General features: G+C 36.1%; 16 protein-coding genes. 10 read left to right on the top strand and 6 right to left on the bottom strand.

Annotation, left to right across the window (positions count from 1 at the left end; genetic code table 11):
• Positions 1-252 precede the first annotated feature (252 nt).
• The 8 genes from NSU17_RS08765 to NSU17_RS08800 all read left to right on the top strand — a co-directional run bounded on the left by NSU17_RS08765 (position 253) and on the right by NSU17_RS08800 (position 8,732).
• A complete protein-coding gene (locus tag NSU17_RS08765; protein ID WP_340704793.1) occupies positions 253-825 on the top strand; it encodes a superoxide dismutase family protein in 573 nt (190 codons plus the stop codon).
• 297 nt (positions 826-1,122) lie between these two features.
• Positions 1,123-2,118, top strand: a complete 996-nt coding sequence (locus NSU17_RS08770; protein WP_339289431.1) for a TAXI family TRAP transporter solute-binding subunit — start codon at positions 1,123-1,125, stop codon at positions 2,116-2,118.
• Positions 2,119-2,190: 72 nt separating this feature from the next.
• Positions 2,191-2,694: a DUF1850 domain-containing protein gene (locus NSU17_RS08775; RefSeq protein WP_016837644.1), complete on the top strand. Its 504-nt coding sequence runs from the start codon at positions 2,191-2,193 to the stop codon at positions 2,692-2,694.
• Positions 2,684-4,684, top strand: a complete 2,001-nt coding sequence (locus NSU17_RS08780) for a TRAP transporter permease (RefSeq protein WP_340435737.1) — start codon at positions 2,684-2,686, stop codon at positions 4,682-4,684. The genes NSU17_RS08775 and NSU17_RS08780 overlap by 11 nt, the downstream gene beginning before the upstream one ends.
• A gap of 250 nt (positions 4,685-4,934) precedes the next feature.
• Positions 4,935-6,050, top strand: a complete 1,116-nt coding sequence (locus tag NSU17_RS08785) for an amidohydrolase (RefSeq protein WP_096549862.1) — start codon at positions 4,935-4,937, stop codon at positions 6,048-6,050.
• Positions 6,051-6,076: 26 nt separating this feature from the next.
• Entirely contained in the window at positions 6,077-7,192 is a 1,116-nt protein-coding gene (locus tag NSU17_RS08790; protein WP_340704794.1) for a mandelate racemase/muconate lactonizing enzyme family protein, read from the top strand.
• An 11-nt stretch (positions 7,193-7,203) separates the two neighbouring features.
• A complete protein-coding gene (locus tag NSU17_RS08795; protein WP_184656249.1) occupies positions 7,204-7,911 on the top strand; it encodes a GNAT family N-acetyltransferase in 708 nt (235 codons plus the stop codon).
• Positions 7,912-7,991: 80 nt separating this feature from the next.
• On the top strand, positions 7,992-8,732 hold the full coding sequence (locus NSU17_RS08800) for an alpha/beta fold hydrolase (RefSeq protein WP_168412690.1): 741 nt from the start codon (positions 7,992-7,994) through the stop codon (positions 8,730-8,732).
• A 72-nt stretch (positions 8,733-8,804) separates the two neighbouring features.
• Here NSU17_RS08800 and NSU17_RS08805 read toward each other — a convergent pair whose 3' ends face one another.
• From NSU17_RS08805 to pepT, 4 genes are all read right to left on the bottom strand, one after another.
• A complete protein-coding gene (locus NSU17_RS08805; RefSeq protein WP_340705497.1) occupies positions 8,805-9,674 on the bottom strand; it encodes a YitT family protein in 870 nt (289 codons plus the stop codon).
• Positions 9,675-9,859: 185 nt separating this feature from the next.
• Entirely contained in the window at positions 9,860-10,567 is a 708-nt protein-coding gene (locus tag NSU17_RS08810) for a Fe-S oxidoreductase (protein WP_340704795.1), read from the bottom strand.
• A gap of 92 nt (positions 10,568-10,659) precedes the next feature.
• A complete protein-coding gene (locus NSU17_RS08815; protein ID WP_340704796.1) occupies positions 10,660-11,628 on the bottom strand; it encodes a DMT family transporter in 969 nt (322 codons plus the stop codon).
• A gap of 78 nt (positions 11,629-11,706) precedes the next feature.
• Positions 11,707-12,936, bottom strand: coding sequence for a peptidase T (gene pepT, locus NSU17_RS08820; RefSeq protein WP_340704797.1), 1,230 nt, complete (start codon positions 12,934-12,936; stop codon positions 11,707-11,709).
• A gap of 162 nt (positions 12,937-13,098) precedes the next feature.
• Between pepT and NSU17_RS08825 the strand changes: the two genes are divergently transcribed.
• Positions 13,099-14,793, top strand: coding sequence for a hypothetical protein (locus NSU17_RS08825; protein WP_096549855.1), 1,695 nt, complete (start codon positions 13,099-13,101; stop codon positions 14,791-14,793).
• 32 nt (positions 14,794-14,825) lie between these two features.
• Here NSU17_RS08825 and NSU17_RS08830 read toward each other — a convergent pair whose 3' ends face one another.
• On the bottom strand, positions 14,826-15,278 hold the full coding sequence (locus tag NSU17_RS08830) for a hypothetical protein (RefSeq protein WP_340704798.1): 453 nt from the start codon (positions 15,276-15,278) through the stop codon (positions 14,826-14,828).
• 78 nt (positions 15,279-15,356) lie between these two features.
• The gene (gene nfsA, locus NSU17_RS08835) at positions 15,357-16,091 is read right to left on the bottom strand and encodes an oxygen-insensitive NADPH nitroreductase (RefSeq protein WP_340704799.1); all 735 of its coding nucleotides are present in this window, start codon (positions 16,089-16,091) and stop codon (positions 15,357-15,359) included.
• 404 nt (positions 16,092-16,495) lie between these two features.
• Here nfsA and NSU17_RS08840 point away from each other — a divergent pair, with 404 nt between their 5' ends.
• On the top strand, positions 16,496-18,163 hold the full coding sequence (locus tag NSU17_RS08840; RefSeq protein ID WP_340704800.1) for an amidohydrolase: 1,668 nt from the start codon (positions 16,496-16,498) through the stop codon (positions 18,161-18,163).
• Positions 18,164-18,197 lie beyond the last annotated feature (34 nt).

Here is an 18,197-nt window from a genome sequence, read left to right on the forward strand (position 1 = left end):
TTTATTTGATGCTGTGCTTGATTTGATTTTTCCAACATCTCAATGACACCGGATGATCCTAAATTTAAGGATTTGTCTAGAATGCTTAATTGTAGAGTATGTTGGAGTGAGGCTAGCTGACTAGACATAATTGAATTGATATCCACGGAAATCCCTCCTTTCCATTAATATCGGAAAGTTTTTCGCCATTCCCATCTTTTTTGAATATTTATCCACTCCTTTGTCGAAACTTTTTTCGAGGGAGGGATGAGCATGAAAAACATCTTATTAAACAGTTTACCACTTAGCATATTACTTTTAGGCGGATGCAGTTTTTTTGGAGCTGCGAATGAAGAGAATAACGAAACAATCCCCACGAATGCAAGAAAAGCTTTAGCTGCAACAGCAACCATGATTGATACAGAGGGTAATGAAATGGGGGTTGTTGAATTGACCGAATCATCAGAAGGTGTGAGAATCCATGTAAAATTGGAAAATGTACCGGAAGGAGAGCATGGTTTCCACATTCATGAAGTAGGAAAGTGTGAAAAACCGACTTTTGAATCTGCAGGAGCGCATTTCAATCCTAAAGGAAAAGAACATGGTTTTGACAATCCGAAGGGCTTCCATGCAGGAGATTTACCGAACATATCACCAGATGAAAATGGCTCTGTTGATATAGAATTTATTGCAAAAAATATTACCTTAGAAAAAGGAAAGGAAAATTCCTTATTTGATGAAGACGGAAGCTCTGTTATTTTACATGAAGCTCCTGACGATTATAAAACGGATCCATCCGGAAATTCTGGTTCGCGAATTGCTTGTGGTGTAGTAGAGTCAAATTAACCAAAAAATCAGGATGTTTGCTCATTTTTAAGCGACATCCTAAATTTTTTTATTATTATATTTATTTTGTTAAATATAATAAATCAGATATTAGAAAATTTGAAAAAAGCTTTGTAATATAACACTTTTGTAATGTAAAACCCTATTTTTTGATATAAAAAATTCTATTATAATAAAATTATTATCTACTTAATGCGCTATTATTCTATAAAAATATTTGACATAAGTAATTTGCAATAGTTACAATTATACTGTGTTAAAACACCTATTATGCACTACAAAGAGGAGGGAATTGATTTGAAAAACAAAAAGTTTCTATTTCTAACAGTAATTAGCATCATGTTACTCATGTTGCTAGCTGCATGTGGTGGCAAAGAAGACACTTCTAACACAAATGAAGGTTCATCTGAAGGGGATAACAAAGAAACAACATCTGATATTAAATTCTTAAGCATGGTAACTGGTGGTACACAAGGTACTTACTATGCTTTAGGTGGTACATTTGCTGAATTAATCACAAGTGAAACTGGAATCAAAACAACTGCTGAAGTTTCACAAGCATCTGCTGCGAACGTAAATGCTTTAAAAGCAGGCGATGCTGAAATCGCTTTCGTACAAACAGACATTGCATATTACGCAAAAAATGGTGAATTAATGTTTGAAGGCGAGCCAATGGAAGATTTAGTGGCAATCGGTGCTCTTTATCCTGAAACAGTTCACCTAGTAACAACTGCTAAATCAGGTATTAAATCTTTTGAAGATTTAAAAGGTAAAAAAGTTTCTGTCGGTGCTCCAGGTTCTGGTACTTACGCAAACGCAGAACAATTATTAGAAGTTCATGGTTTAACAATGAGTGACATCCAAGCACAAAACTTAGACTTTGGTGAATCAACAGATGGCTTACAATCAGGACAAATTGATGCGGCATTCATTACTGCTGGATATCCAACAGCTGCAGTGGAAGCGTTAGGTGCGCAAGCTGAAGTAGTAATTGTTCCAGTTGATCCTGAAAAAGCAAAAGCATTAATTGAAAAATATCCATACTATACAGAAGATGTAATTCCAGCAGGAACATATGGTTTAGCTGAAGATGTTCCTACTGTATCTGTACTTGCAATGCTTGCTGTGAAGAAAGATTTACCAGAAGATGTAGCGTACGGAATCGCAAAAGCAATCTATGGCAATACTGATAAAATTGGACATGCTAAAGGTGCATTCATTAAGAAAGAAACTGCTTTAAATGGTATTGGAATTGAAGTGCACCCAGGTGCTCAAAAATACTTTGACGAATAATCACTGATTTTTGCAAAGTGAAGGGCTTGAAGGCTAATGCTTCTTCAGGCCCTTTATATATGGAGCGATAACATGAAAAAATTTGCAATTCTTCTAATCGCCATTTTAGCAGTACTTTCCTTCCTTCCTTTTTTTTCTGTTATAGCCTTCACGGAAACAAAAACGAATGAACCGCAAATGTATTATATAGATGTAGGTAGTGATACATTATTTCAAATTCGTTTTACCCATTCCATTCACCTTACGGATGTACTAGAAACATATGAAATAATAGACAATAAAATCAAAATGATATCAATGGAATATGAAGATGTAGCAATTGGTATGCCAGCTTATGCAGAAGAAGGGCAAACATTAATATATGAAGATGGGAAGTATAAGCTTTATTCAAATACTATTTTAGAAAACTTTGTTCTTTATGTCGGTGATGTCAATAGGGATTTATGGTTTTATTACGAGGATAAAGAATATGATTTAAAAAAAGCCCTTCAACGGGGAGGTTCCTATATCGTTGAGGTGAAAAAAATCTCTCTTTATGACAAGATGAAAGGAGTGCGAATAGCGCATGGCAACTGACAAACAACTAGAAGTTCTAACAGAAGAACAGCAGCAAGAGTTATTGGAAAAGTATGACACCGAATCCAACGTTCGGCGCTTAGGTGGAATAATGAAATGGATTGTGTTTGGTCTACTTCTTGCCTTTTCATTATTCCAATTATATACGGCTATATTTGGTCAATTTACAGCCTACATACAACGTAGTATTCACTTAGGATTCGGTTTAACCATTATATTCCTTTTATTCCCTTCACGCAAAAAGGGAGCCAAAACAAAAGTTCCTTTTTATGACTATCTGTTGGCGATTATTGCGGCTATTACAGGTATTTATTGGACGCTTAACTATCAAAGACTTGTAACAAGCTTAGGAAAAATTGACCAAATGGATTTTATCGTTGGTACGATAGTTATTCTATTAGTGCTAGAGGCTGCGAGAAGAGCGGTTGGTTTACCGATTACAATTATAGCCTCACTATTCTTGGTATATGCGTTTTTTGGTCCTTACATGCCAGACTTTTTAGCCCATCGTGGCCAATCTCTTGAACAAATCGTCAACTTAATGTATTTCTCAACAGACGGAATTTTAGGTACTCCTATTAGTGTATCTGCCACTTATATATTTGCCTTTCTATTATTTGGATCTTTTTTAGTAAAAACAGGAGTTGGAACTTATTTTAACGATTTAGCGATTGCCATTGCAGGGAAATTAGTTGGAGGACCTGCAAAGGTAGCAATTTTCTCCTCTGCATTACAAGGAACAATTTCAGGTAGTTCCGTTGCCAACGTAGTGACATCAGGTTCATATACAATACCAATGATGAAAAAGCTAGGATATAAAAAAGAATTTGCGGGTGCAGTAGAGGCAGCTGCCTCAACGGGTGGACAATTAATGCCGCCGATTATGGGGGCAGCAGCATTCTTAATGGTTGAATTTATTGGACGCGGTGTTACGTATTGGGATATTGCGAAGGCAGCCATTATTCCAGCCATATTATACTTCTCAGGAATTTGGATTATGACTCACTTTGAAGCAAAAAAATTAGGGCTTCGTGGTCTGTCGGAAGAAGAAATTCCTAATCGAAAAGAGATATTCAAAAAATTGTATTTATTACTTCCGATAGTACTTATTATCGTATTAATGATGTCTGGTGTTCCAGTAATTCATGCAGCGTTATACGGTATTCTATCTTGTATTATTATTGGTTTTATCAACAAAGAAGTGAAATTTGGTGTGAAAGATATTATTGAAGCGCTTGTTGATGGAGCGAGAACGGCATTAGCCGTAGTTGCAGCAACTGCTTGTGCGGGTATTATTGTAGGAGTCGTTGTAAAAACGGGTCTTGGCTTAGGCTTAGCAAACAGCTTAGTGAAACTAGCTGGCGGTAGCATTTTATTAACATTGTTCTTTGTTATGATTGCTTCATTAATTTTAGGTATGGGTGCACCTACAACAGCGAACTATGTTATTACTTCAACAATTGCGGCACCAGCGATAGTAGCACTACTCGCACCAGATGTTCCTCAGGCAGCAGTTCCACTTGTTGTGATGTTATCTGCACACTTCTTCGTATTCTACTTTGGTATTATTGCGGATATTACGCCGCCTGTTGCACTCGCAGCATTTGCGGCATCGGGTATATCGGGTGGAGATCCAATTAGAACGGGTGTGAATTCTGCAAAACTAGCAATTGCAGCGTTTATTATTCCGTATATGATTGTTTTCTCTCCAGCGTTATTAATGATTGATGTAACGCTATTACAAGTTGTTTGGGTTGTAATAACAGCATTTTTAGGTATGATTGCAATTGGTGCAGGTGTAATTGGATTCTGGTATAGAAAAATTAATTGGCTTGAACGAATCATTGTGATTTTTGCAGGTCTTGCCATGATCTATCCAGAATCAATGTCAGATATTATTGGATTAGTTGTATTCGGTATCATGTTTGCGATTCAACTATTCACAAAGAATAAAGGAAATAACACTAAATTAGATGCATCAATCAACTAATGATTTTAATCCGTCTCGATTGGAGGCGGATATTTTTTTGCAAAAATGTATTTCTAGCTACTCTATTAATAGATAATGATAGATTGAACTGAATTCGTAGGATATATGGAATACATGGAATAATTTTCGCACAAAAACTCTAATGATTATTTTATGATGGAAGTAATTGTTTTTGTGTAGGCAAAAGCAATTAATAAATATTACTACATTATGTATAATAGAGTAAGCAATAAAATAGAGGTGCGAAAATATGGGTCAAGTGAAAACATATGAAGAAGTCGTCTTTAGTTGGTTTGAGCTTTTTCATAACTGTCCAGAAGTCAGTTGGAAAGAGTATCAAACTACTAATAAAATCGCATCAATTTTGGATGAATTAAAGGTACCATATAAACGGTTTAACGATATGACTGGACTTGTTGCTGAAATTGGTCAAGGGGATGAAGTAATCGCAGTGAGAGCTGATATCGACGCCCTTTGGCAAGAAGTAGATGGTGTCATGAAAGCCAATCATTCTTGTGGACATGATGCGAATATATCAATGGTATTAGGTGCATTGCTAAGAATTAAAGACCTTCCTTTAAAGAAGCGGGTGCGGTTTATTTTCCAACCAGCTGAAGAAGTAGGCGGTGGAGCGATTGAAATGGTAAAGCGTGGAATAATCGATGATGTATCCTATCTATTTGGTATCCATTTAAGACCAATCGATGAGCTGCCTTTTGGTAAAGTATCTCCTGCGATTCACCATGGTGCCGCACTATTTTTACAAGGTGAGATTAGAGGTGTGGATGCACACGGAGCAAGGCCATATCAAGGGAAAAATGCTATCGATATCATTGTAGCGATTCAACAAATGTTGAAAAATATTTATTTAAACCCTTTTGAAGTGCATAGTGTGAAGTTAACGAAAGTGGTGGCTGATGGTGGAAGCGTTAATATCATTCCAGGGAACGCTACCTTCTCTATCGATATTCGAGCTCAAAAAAATAGAGTGTTAGATGCATTGCAATTACATGTAGAAAACGGACTTCGAAATATTAGCAAAATGTTTGATACAGAAATTGTTTGGGATTGGTATGATAAAACGCCTGGTGCTGAAGTATCCGAAGAAGCGAAGAAAATTGCGGAAAAAGCGATTATGGATACTGTTGGAGAGGGCTTCTTAGCAGAGCCGGTGCACACGCCAGGTAGTGACGATTTTCATTTTTACACTGTGTCGAAACCGGAGTTGAAAGCGACAATGATTGGTATCGGTGCAGATTTACAGCCAGGCCTTCATCATCCGCACATGACTTTCAATAAAGATGCGTTAATTATCGGAGCAAAAGTGTTGGCTAAAACTTTGTTTAATGCAACACAATATAAATAAATGTTGTTAGAAGGAAGTTGACTTTGATGAATATTAAGAGCATAGAAATTTTTGCAGTGGAATTCCCACTGATAAAACCCTTTATTGTTAGTTACGGTACGTATCCAACGATGCCATCGATTATCGTAAAACTTACAACGGATGAGGGATTCGTTGGATGGGGAGAAAGTGTACCGGATGAACACGTAACAGGTGAGACGTTTGAATCCACGTTTCATGTGTTAAAACATTCGTTAGCACCTGCGATGATTAATGAAACGCCTTTTCATTTTGAAAAAATTCATGACAAAATGAATCGCATATTAAAAGGCGCACCGAGTGCAAAGGCGGCAATCGATATTGCATGTTTTGACGTTGTGGGAAGAAAACTTGGAGTACCTATCTATCAACTCATTGGAGGAAGATTTCATAAAAAATTTCCAATTACTCACGTATTAAGTATTGATGAGCCTAATAAAATGGCAGATGAGGCAGAAGAGAAAGTAAAAGAAGGCTATCGATCTTTTAAGATGAAAGTTGGCAGAGATGTAGAAAGTGATGTAGAAAGAATTAAAGCTGTAAGACAACGGGTTGGAGAACAAATTGCCATTCGCATTGATGTAAACCAAGGATGGGTGAATAGCGCAAATACTTTAAAAGCATTGCGATATTTGGAATCCATGGGCATCGATTGGATTGAACAGCCAGTGGTTGCAGATGATATTGAGGCAATGGTTGAAATTAAATCAAAATCCAACATACCTCTTATGATTGATGAAGGCCTTTGCAATGTTCGTGATATGAGGGAAATTATTGCAAAAAAAGCTGCAGATAAAGTGAACATTAAGCTAATGAAATGCGGAGGAATTTATCCTGCGGTGAAACTAGCGACAATGGCGGAAATGGCCGGAATTGAATGTCAAATTGGTTCGATGGTGGAGTCATCCATTGGATCGGCTGCTGGTTTTCATGTAGCCTTTTCGAAAAAAATTATTACGAGTGTGGAATTAACGGGGCCACTTAAATTTAAAACGGATATTGGGGATTTAAAGGAAAGTTATAAAATTCCATTTATTGAGTTGAATGAAAAAGCAGGTTTAGGTGTAAAAATTGATGAAGAGGTTTTATCTCAATTAACAACAGATTCTTGCATTATTGAATAAAGGTGGAAGACATGTCTGAAGTGTTAGAACAAGGTGTTTTAGGGGATATTCCCTATTATGTCAGAAGATTAACGGTAGAGGATTTACAACGGATTTTAGATCTCCAACAAGAAGTTGTTAAAGCACTGCCAAATCAAGAAACGTTAGAGCCTCTTTCTGCGGAGGAATTTTTATTTATTCTAAAGGGCAATGGATTGATGATTGGAATTTTTAATCATGATCGTCTCATTGCTTTTCGTGCGCTCTTAATCCCAATTGTAGATGATCAGAGTCTGGGAAGAGATATTGGATTGACGGATGAAGCAGATTTGAAAAGAATATTATATCAAGAAATTTCAAATGTGCATCCTGATTTCCGTGGATATGGATTACAAAAAAAGATGGCAACGATTATCATGAACCAAATTGATACATCGAAATTCGATTATGTGCTAGCGACAGTCATGCCTTATAATATCCCAAGCATAAAAGATAAATTTCATCAAGGAATGCATATTGCTGCATTGAAGGAAAAGTACGGCCGGAAATTGCGATACATTTTCGTGAAATATTTGCACAAACACTTGCAATTGAGAGATGAATCGGTGTTTATTTCAATGGGAGATATTGAAGGTCAACAGAACCTATTACATAATGGATATGTTGGAGTTGCATACAAAAAACAAGACGATGATTGGTTTATTGAATATAAGAAAGTTTCAAACGAGGGCTTGGAATAGACCAAGCCTTTTTAATTTTCATCATTTCTAGTATAAGGGTGAAAAGGATATCCAAACTAAGTGAAAAAAGGAAGATGGATATGGAATTTCACGAGTTTGGGAATCTCCGAAACCCGAAGTTACTATTAATCCACGGAATGGCCGTTACTTGGGAAAGTTTTCATCCACTCATTGATGAATTATCAAAGCATTATTATTTAATTATTCCTTCTCTGGATGGACATAATGGAGATTCGTCATCTCATTTTGAATGTATTGATCAAGAAACAGAACAAATTGAAAATTATATATTAAGTCGATATACGGATTATGTACATGGGGCATACGGTTTTTCGATGGGTGGAACCATTTTATTAAAGTTGTTAGCGAATCAAAAAATACAAATATCAAAAGTAATTTTAGATGCAGCCTACTATCTTCCTTTAGGGATTTATTCGAAAACGGCAGCGATGATTTTATCAAAAATCCTTTTAGACTTACGAAATAATCAATTACATCCTAAAATGCGCTCGTTATTAAGTTATTACGATGTGGATGTTGAAAGCTTAAAGAAGGCTTTATATCCTCAAATTTCTCTCAAAAGTATTGAAAATTGCTTTCTAGAGTTATTCAAATTTTCATTACAACAATCCCTTCGGAACTCAACAGAAATGTATTATTGGTACGGCAGTAATGAAATCATCCCTGCAAAATCCATTAAATACTTAAAACAAGTTATACCTAACATAAAAGAAAAGGTTTTGAAGGATTTAGGTCATGGGGAATTTATTACAAAGTATTCAACTGAAGCGGTGAAAGAGATGAGAACAATATATGGGTGAGTATTTGTAAAAAAGAAAAAACAACAAAGTGTTGAAACTTGTTGTTTTTTCTTTGGAATTAATTTTTTGTAATTAATGGATATTTTTTTTCTTGAAATTGCCGCCACGAACTTCTGCAATATCATTGAAAGTAATAAATGCATTTGGGTCTTTCTGTCTGACAATGGTTCTTAATTTACTTTCTTCCATTCGGTTGATGACGCAATAAATAATTTCAACTGGCTCGTTGGCATATCCACCAATCCCATTTAAATATGTAACACTACGACCTAATCGGTTGATAATCGCTTCTCCGATTTCTCGGGAATTTTTGCTTATAATAGTAACGGACTTCGCATCTTCAATCCCGTTTTCAATGATGCTAATAACTTTTGAAGCGATATAATAGGCGATTGCTGAAGAAAGGGCTCCTTCAACGCCAAATACAAAACCGACGAAAATGAAAATAAAGATATTGATAACTAAAATGATTTCACCAGTTGAAAAAGGTACTTTTCTACTAATTAATACAGCAAGCATATCCGTACCGTCTAAGGCGCCGCCGTTACGTAATGCTAGACCCATACCAATCCCGAGTAATATACCACCTGAGATTGTGACTAATAAAGAATCCTGATTAATAATAGTTGGGATATGATGCATAATCGAAGTAGCAAATGATAATGTACCGATACCAATAACGGAATTAATCGCAAATGTTTTTCCGATTAATTTATAACCTAAATAAATAAATGGGATGTTTAAAATTGCTAAGAAAAGACCTAACGGAAGTGGGGTAAGCGTCGAGAGAATAATGGATATTCCGGTAATTCCACCATCAGATACGCTGTTTGGAATTAATACAGCTTCAAGACCATAGGCAGCAATAAATGCACCGATGATAATAAAGGTAATACTTACAATTCTATTCAATAAGGTAGGTTCATGACTTTCTTCATGCATATGTATAGGTTCCAATCCTTTCTCCTAAGAGTGCTTTTTAATTTTATCAAAATTTTGAAAGTCTTGCATCTACTAGCTCTAATAAATTTTTGATTAATTGAGAAGAAAATGTTATAAAAAAGAAAAAGATTTCCTATTTACTCTATCAAAGTAACTACCTTTGATAAGCAGGAAATCTCTTAACATTATTTTATTGGACAATAAGTGCAAGCGTTTAATCCAGGAATATCCTTTGTAAAGCAGCAACTTTTTCGCACTGGCGAATTGACGAGTTCCATCGGATTTTTTCCTTTTGTATATTCATAAAACCAAGATTTATTTGAAAAACGTTGCCATACTTTTGTATCCTCAAGTATTTCGATATCTTCAAAAGCTCGGTCTGCCAGCAGAGGATTTTGTAGCAATACATTATAATTCCACAACATATACCCGAAGATGTTCCCCCAAAGAGTAAGAGGAGAGATGGTTGTTGTTTGGCGAAGTTGTACAATAATTTGATGGGCTTGATACAGGATTTTTGAAATGACATATTCCCTTTCATTTTCTTCTACATAGCGGAAGTCTGTAGGAGTAATGTATGTTCCGAGCGTATCCATACCATATTCATGTACATGGAAGTAACGAACATCTTCTAATTTTCCGTCCCAAATTTCATCATAAGCAGTGAGAAAATAAAATTGGGTAGCAACGAATAATCCATAGCGACAGCTGAAATGGGATATAGCTGCAGCCTCTGTACTTGCTTGAGTAATTTCCATCATGAGCTTCAGAAAATCCTTTAGAAAAAATTCTTTATGTATATTTTCCAATGTAAATAAAGGGTTTTTCGGCTCTTCTGTAACAATACTATAGGAATTTAGGAAAGTAAGTTGTTCATATGTTAAAACGGGCATCGTATCACCTCTATGTTATTTCACTGTGTTTAACATAACATGTTTTTGCTGATTTTGTTTTGGGTGATGATATTAGAAGGGAAAGCCAAACATCATTGTAGAAGTTTGGCTTTTTCTGATAGGTCTGATTTTTTTCCGATAATCGCTGTGTGATAGCTATGAAGTAGCATGCCTACGATAATAATCGCAAGACCGAAAAGTGCAATTGGATCTGGTAGAGGAACTCCAAGTATTATCATTTCTCCGATAATGACAAATACGACTTCCATCGATTGAGTGGCTTCAACTGCAGCAAGTTTTCCTTGATGATTTCGCACACGGTCTGTGGCAATAAAGAACAACGTCGTCGCGATTACACCGGAACTAACAGCGACAATTAAGGATTGTATGACTTGGTTCATGGAAGGGAGCCCCACTGTACAAATCGCAATAACAGCTAAAATAAACCAAGCTGGCAGCGATGCAATGGTCATACCAAGCACTCGTTCAAACGCATCGATTCGACTGCCGCATAACTCCATCATTTTTCGATTACCAAGCGGATAACTAAAGGCAGCGATGACTACCGGAATCATTCCAAGCAGTAAGTGATTGAAAGTTACCTCTTTTCCTTGTGGTATTTGAATAAGCATAATACCGACTAGAATAATGCATGAAATGAATAAGGAAGTGAGCGGTATTTTTTGACGTATGATTTTGTTATCTACGACGGTTACAAATAACGGTGCAAGAATTACACCGGCAACAATCGTAAACTGCCACGTTCCCGACACAAGCCAACCAGGTCCATAAGCTGCTGCAAAGGTGAGTGGTGCGTAAAAAAGAACAAAGCCCACGAAACTCCAGAGCAACCATTTTGAAGTATTTTCTCTCATTTCTCTACGTAAATTTTCAAAACCAGTTCGGTAAGAAACAATGGCAATAAGGAAGGGAAGCATAAAGAAAAATCTTAGTGAAGAACTCCACAGCCAACTTCCTCCACTTAACTCCATGGACCGATTTAAAATAAAAGTAACCGCAAAAAATAAGGCTGCAAATATGCCAAGAGTGATTTCTTTCATTATTAATACCTACTTTCTGAGAGAAAACATCGAAAAATTCTATACTACAAATATATTAACAGAATATTCAAACATGATTTATTTCGTTTCTGCCTCAAAGAGTTTGACGATTTCGATGATAACTCTTGCAGCGAGTTCCATCGTTTCGGCAGATACAAATTCGTATTTACCGTGCATGTATTCTCCGCCAGCAAAAATATTTGGAGTAGGCAGACCCATATAGGACAACTGAGAGCCGTCAGTTCCTCCACGGATCGGTTCGACGATTGGTTGAATATTTAAATTTTCCATTGCTCGTTTTGCAATGTCTACGATTTCTTTTACAGGCTCGATTTTTTCTTTCATGTTGTAATACTGGTCTTCTAATTCGACAGTGATGGCATTGTCACCGTATTCTTCTTTTATTCGCTGTTCAACCATTCGGAAGTATTCTTTTTTCGCTTCAAATTTGTTGCGGTCGTGGTCGCGAATAATATAAGAAAGAGTTGCTTCCTCAATAGTTCCATTAAAATTCATCAAGTGAATAAATCCTTCATAGCCTTCTGTTTTTTCAGGAACTGCTTCTTGAGGCATGAAATTATGGAATTTTATCGCCATCGTGATAGCATTCACCATTTTTCCTTTTGCAGTACCAGGATGTACGCTGATTCCGCGAGTTGTTACTTTTGCAGCCGCCGCATTAAAGCTTTCGTACTGTAATTCTCCTAGTGGACCGCCATCCATCGTGTAAGCAAAATCCGCACCGAAAGCTTTGACATCAAATTTATGTGGCCCACGACCGATTTCTTCATCAGGAGTAAAGGCAACTCGAATTTTTCCGTGTTTAATTTCAGGGTGATTTACTAAATATTCCATTGCCGTCATAATCTCTGCTATTCCAGCTTTATCATCTGCTCCGAGTAACGTCGTGCCATCTGTTGTAATCAATGTTTGTCCAACATAATTCTTTAAATTTGGGAATTGGTTAGGGGATAGAGTGCATTCATCGTTTAATTGAATATCTCCGCCGTCATAATTGTCAATTCGTTTCGGTTGGACATTTGTTCCAGAAAAATCTGGTGATGTATCAACATGAGCTAAAAAACCAATAGTTGGTACAGGCTTGTCTGTATTGGATGGTAATGTGGCAAATAAGTAGCCATTCTCGTCCAATGTGATGTCTGTAAGTCCAATTTCGGCTAGTTCATCTTTTAGTACATTTAATAAGTCCCATTGTTTTTTCGTAGAAGGGGTTGTAGAGCTTTCCGGATCAGATTGTGTGTCGATTTTAGCGTATCGAATCAATCGTTCAATAACCTTTTCTTTCATGACGCTGCCTCCTTATTAATACTGCCACTATTGTATCATTTTTCCTTTTTTATGATGAGAAAAATGCTGTGTCAAAAATTACTTGTGTCAAAAATTACTATTGAAATTATTGAAACTATTTATAGCTACCCACCGTAGAATAGAAGAAGGATGGTGAATAGGATGACACAATTACTCATCACGACTCTAATATTTTCTATTATTACAACGATTCTTATCGTTCCAATTACTAGAAGATTGCCGAAAGAAGCTACATTATCATTTAAACAATTCTTGCAATCATTATTATTTGTATTCATCGGTAGTTGGATTATTTATTTTCTATTCGTATATTTGACGAAAATTGATGTGCATTGGACAATTTTCATTTATGCATTACCTGTTATATTGTTAATGGGTATATTGGCATCTGGTGGAGCAGAACGAAATATCAAAGGGATTCTGTTTTTAGCTAGTTTAATTGGATTAATATATATGCTTACAGCACCCATTTTTAATGCGGATGAAAAGTATGAGTCTGCAAAAATGGAGCAAAAAGTCGAAATTGAACCTTTTGATGAAACAAAAACACCTGCCAGCGTACCGCCGCATTTTGCGGAAAATAAAATGAAAAAAGCATTCGGACAGGTGCCTAATACAAGTTACTATGAGCTTGGGAACTTGCAAATTCAAAAAGTAAACGGTGAATTTGTTTATATTGCTCCCGTTGAGTTTTCAGGATTTTTCAAATGGTTAAATGGGGATACAACGCCCGGCTATTTTAAAATGAGTGCAACGGATTCCAATGATAATCCAGTATTTGTTGCGAAAGAAATGGTCTATGTACCGTCTGCCTTTTTCAATAAAAATTTAGAGCGCCATATACGTTTACAATATCCAACACTTATTTTCTACGGTGAGCCTCAGCTTGAGGTGGATGATGATGGTACACCTTATTATATCCGTTCCTATGGTGAATTCATTTCTGCCCGAAATGGATTTGATGTAAAAGGGATCGTCATGGTTGATGCTTATTCAGGAGAGACGAAAAAAATTCCTTTAGAAGAAGTGCCGAAATTTATTGATGGTGCTGTATCGCCTGAAGCAGTGAGCCTTCAAAATAGTTATTTCGGAAAATATGTGCATGGATTTTGGAATAGTCTCTTTGGAAAAAAAGATGTGAAATTGCCTTCTGATGAAGGAACAGAAGCGAATGTGAGTCCAGTCTTTAATCAAGATGGAGAAATGTATTATTTTACTGATTTTACAAGTCCGAAAGAAGGCGTTGATTCGATGCTCGGTTATTCATTGACTCACGCGCGAACAGGTGAAGCGGTGTATTATACTGGGAATTTAGAAGAATCATACATGGATTCCCAAGGGGCATTAGCCATTATAGAGAAGAAGTTTATTGAAAAAGAGTGGCAAGGAGTAATGCCTATTCTTTATAACTTCTACGGTGAAGCAAGTTGGCTTGCTCCTGTGCTTGATTCAAACGGCTTCTTGCAAAATTACTTTATTGTATCTGCAGCGAATCCGGAAATTTCCGTTTATGGATCCACACCAAATGAAGCGCTAAGACAATATAAAACGGCTTTAACAAGAGGAGCAAGTTCGGTGGAAGGATCGAGTAATGCAGAACAAAAAACGATTAAAGGGAATGTCCTTCGCGTCTATAAAGAGCGAGTAGGGGATTACACAATTGTGTCCTTCTTACTGCATAATGGTCAAAACTTTGTTGTCAGTTCTCAAAATGAACCGCTTTCCATTTACTTAAAAGAAGGGGACGAAGTGGTCATTCGGTATTTTGAAACTGGAGAAATGTTTTTACCGGTGAAAGAGTTGAAAATTGAAGGTGTAGTCAATATTGGCCAATAATAAAAATCCCGAGGCATTTGCTTCGGGAAATTTTATTGTTCAAGTTTTTCGTTTTTAGTTGATTTTTTTGAACGCTCCTTTATAAATTTGAGCATTTGTTGTTTTCTTAATTGTATTTGTTCTTCTTTAAATGGGTTCACTGTTGAAAAGAGCTTTCTTTGTTCTTCGAGCTGAAGGCGTTCTGATTTAAAACGATTTTTTGGTTCATGCTCAAAAATGTAGTCTAAATGAAAAAATTGCAGAAGCGCCACTTCTGGATTTTCTAAATTATATACGAATTTGATATTCCAGACGCTTGTGTAGGAAATATATTGATTTACATATTCCGTTGCATAGCGATATTTTTGTTTTTGGATTCTTCGTTCGATATTACGATGAATATTCCCTAAGCATAAGTTAATTTCTGCTAATGTACGATAGTAACTTTTTACATGTTTGATATGCTGTTGTTCAAGGGATAAAGTGACTTGTTTATCGTGTTTCATGAGCATCTTTCCTTTGAAATTACCTTAATCCTTTATGGAAAGAGTTTTTTTAAATTTGGATTGAAATGATTCAATGGGTTATTTCCAAGTAAATCCTTTAGAAGCTAAAAATTCTTTAATATGAGGGCGTCGCTGTTCGATTAAGAAATCCGCCATTTGTTTCGTCCAGTTAGCCAATTTTTGATTCGAACTTCTAGAAGCATAATATTTTTCCATGATTGCATCGTATTCATCCAACAGTTCATCATATTTTTCAACGTTATATTCATTTTCATGTAACACTGCTTCTACTGGTAATCTCGGTTTCGTCTCATTAACTTTCGTTGGTTTACCAATCGTCATCGCAAAGAGTGGGAAGACGTAATCAGGCAAGTTAAATAATTCGCTGATTTCTTTCGGATTGTTTCGTGCTCCTCCGATATAACAAATTCCATAACCTTCTGCTTCTGCGGCAATGACGAAGTTTTGAGCAAAAATTGATACATCTGCCACACCAACTAATACATTTTCCGCTGTATCCACAGTGATATCAACACCATGTTTTTTTCCAGCCGCTTCTAAACGTTTAAAATCTACGCAAAATAGAAAAGCGGCACCCGCTGTTTGGAATTGAAATTCATTGTTTGATAGTTTCGCAAGTTTTTGCTTCTTTTCTTCATCTGTTACCCAAATTACGCTGTAAGCCTGTACAAAATGAGAAGAAGCAGCCATTTGAGCAGTTTGAATTAAGTCAATAACCGTTTCTCTTGGAATTTCTTCTCCTGTATATTTACGTACAGAAGTATGGCTGCGTAATAAATCTTTTACACTCATGTTTTACACCCCTTATGTATTCATCAATAATAGTGTGAATTTCACCCTTTAAGGCTATATTAGTACACTTTCTTCTAGATGACAAAAATTTGAATTATAGAAGCCCCAATCGATTTACAGTACGTTGTTTAAAAAGAGCACTAGAAGATAAGCTCCATTCATTAAGGTTATTTGCAATTTTAAAGAAAAAGCACCTGTGTAAGCCGACGTGTTTTGTAGGGCACTTAATGATACTATGAAATAGATTGATTATTCATTCCTTTATTTTACCAGTTAGTATATGGTTAAAATTTTTCAGTAATTGAACAATTATTGAACTTGTATCAAAACATAAAATGTATTCATTATTGAAAAATGAATATCCTATATTGAAATAACGCTCCTATAAAAGCGAGGTCATATACATGAAAAGACTCGTTTTCATCGTACTTCTCGTGTTATTGTTGGAAGCTTTCCATTTCAAACCAATTGTTGCAGAAGAAGAAATTGTTCAAGCGGATTTAGTAATTGAAAATGTTGAAGTATTTACTGTCGACAAAGTAAATGAGAAAGCAGAAGCCATTGCGGTGAAAAATGGAAAGTTTGTTTATGTAGGAGATCGGGAGGGCGTACAAGCCTATAAAGGTCCAAAGACGAAAGTAATGCGTTTAGATAATCAGCTGTTATTGCCAGGATTTATTGACGGTCATAATTATGCATATTTAAAAGCCGAAAAACTGTATTTATTGGACTTAACCCCATACTCAAATTTTGAACAATATAAAAGAGCGATTTTGACGTATCGTGCACAAAATCCGCAATTAAGGCAGCTTCGTGCTGTTGGATGGAATCAAAATGTGACGGAAGAAGCTAGTCAAAAGAGTGGACAAACTCCAAGAGAATTAATTGATCAACTTGTTTCAGATATCCCGTTTGTAGCTTTTTCAAATCATCGAGACGAGCTTTGGGTTAACTCAAAAGCAATCGAAATTTCAGGATTAGATGTAGAAACAGAAAAACAGGAACAAGGACAAATTGACCTTTTAGAAAAAGGCGAGTTGGGGGTAGTTCAAGGACAGTTCATTAAAGTAGTTATCCAATCTTTGCCTCAATCGGATTTTACAGTAGAACAATATAAGATAGCATTGTTGGAATTTCAAAAAGAAGCGGCAACATATGGAATTACGTCAGTATTTATTCCGTTCCGATACCATTCGGAAAATTTATTAAAAGCTATTGATGAACTTGATCAACAAGGTAAGCTGACGCTTTTCTATGAGTTAGGGTTATACGTAGATCCTTTTAAAGGATTAGAACAAATTGATTCGTTAAAGGAATGGAGAGAAAAGTATCAGGGAGAGAATTATAGTTACCAAACGGTGAAATTGTATGGTGCAGAAGTTTTATCAAAAGATGGTTTTGCATGGGAGAAGGACAAGTTTTATCAACTGTTGGAATTGTTAGATCGGGAAGGATTTCGAATACATGTGCAAGCAGATGGGGAATTGGAGGAAATTGTTAAGGGTTTTGAATATGTTCGAGAGCTTAATGGAAAACAGAACTTCAAGCACACTATTTCCAAGATCCCTTTTATGACGAGGGAAAATTTAACCCAATTTCGAAAGTTTCGCCTGATTCCATCTGTTCAGCCATCCCTCTTTTATTACACAATGGGAGTTAAAGAAGAGGTGGAAGAATTAAAAGATTTGCATCGAATGAAAAGCTATTTTGAGCGGGGATTACCAGTTTCATCTTCGAGTGATTATCCTTTTGGCGAGTTGAATCCACTATACGGAATTGAAACGGGAATGACTAGACTTCATGCGAAAGAAGAAAAAAATCTTAAACCGTTATGGCCAAAAGAAAGTGCTACGTTGAAACAAATGCTTCGTAGTTACACCATCTATCCGGCAAGACAAATAGGAAAAGAAGAAAGGATTGGGAAGATTCGTGTGGGGAAACAAGCAGACTTTATCATATTAGATAAAAATATCTTTAAAATACCTCCTAGTGAGATCAGTGAAGCGAAAGTCGTGTTAACTTATTTTAAGGGGAAAGAAATATATCGTGATGATTCTCAAATCGAAGAATGAAATAAAAAGAACCTCCCGTAGTTGTTAGGTGTAT

Origin of the sequence: Ureibacillus sp. FSL K6-2830 (genome assembly GCF_038004145.1) — a bacterium.
In the GTDB taxonomy this organism is placed as follows: domain Bacteria; phylum Bacillota; class Bacilli; order Bacillales_A; family Planococcaceae; genus Ureibacillus; species Ureibacillus thermosphaericus.

Bases quoted from the DNA above. Each gene is read 5' to 3' on its own strand.
- NSU17_RS08765 (WP_340704793.1), top strand. From the start codon at position 253: ATGAAAAACATCTTATTAAACAGTTTACCACTTAGCATATTACTTTTA.
- NSU17_RS08775 (WP_016837644.1), top strand. From the start codon at position 2,191: ATGAAAAAATTTGCAATTCTTCTAATCGCCATTTTAGCAGTACTTTCC.
- NSU17_RS08780 (WP_340435737.1), top strand. From the start codon at position 2,684: ATGGCAACTGACAAACAACTAGAAGTTCTAACAGAAGAACAGCAGCAA.
- NSU17_RS08785 (WP_096549862.1), top strand. From the start codon at position 4,935: ATGGGTCAAGTGAAAACATATGAAGAAGTCGTCTTTAGTTGGTTTGAG.
- NSU17_RS08790 (WP_340704794.1), top strand. From the start codon at position 6,077: ATGAATATTAAGAGCATAGAAATTTTTGCAGTGGAATTCCCACTGATA.
- NSU17_RS08795 (WP_184656249.1), top strand. From the start codon at position 7,204: ATGTCTGAAGTGTTAGAACAAGGTGTTTTAGGGGATATTCCCTATTAT.
- NSU17_RS08800 (WP_168412690.1), top strand. From the start codon at position 7,992: ATGGAATTTCACGAGTTTGGGAATCTCCGAAACCCGAAGTTACTATTA.
- NSU17_RS08805 (WP_340705497.1), bottom strand. From the start codon at position 9,674: ATGCATGAAGAAAGTCATGAACCTACCTTATTGAATAGAATTGTAAGT.
- NSU17_RS08810 (WP_340704795.1), bottom strand. From the start codon at position 10,567: ATGCCCGTTTTAACATATGAACAACTTACTTTCCTAAATTCCTATAGT.
- NSU17_RS08815 (WP_340704796.1), bottom strand. From the start codon at position 11,628: ATGAAAGAAATCACTCTTGGCATATTTGCAGCCTTATTTTTTGCGGTT.
- pepT (WP_340704797.1), bottom strand. From the start codon at position 12,936: ATGAAAGAAAAGGTTATTGAACGATTGATTCGATACGCTAAAATCGAC.
- NSU17_RS08825 (WP_096549855.1), top strand. From the start codon at position 13,099: ATGACACAATTACTCATCACGACTCTAATATTTTCTATTATTACAACG.
- NSU17_RS08830 (WP_340704798.1), bottom strand. From the start codon at position 15,278: ATGAAACACGATAAACAAGTCACTTTATCCCTTGAACAACAGCATATC.
- nfsA (WP_340704799.1), bottom strand. From the start codon at position 16,091: ATGAGTGTAAAAGATTTATTACGCAGCCATACTTCTGTACGTAAATAT.
- NSU17_RS08840 (WP_340704800.1), top strand. From the start codon at position 16,496: ATGAAAAGACTCGTTTTCATCGTACTTCTCGTGTTATTGTTGGAAGCT.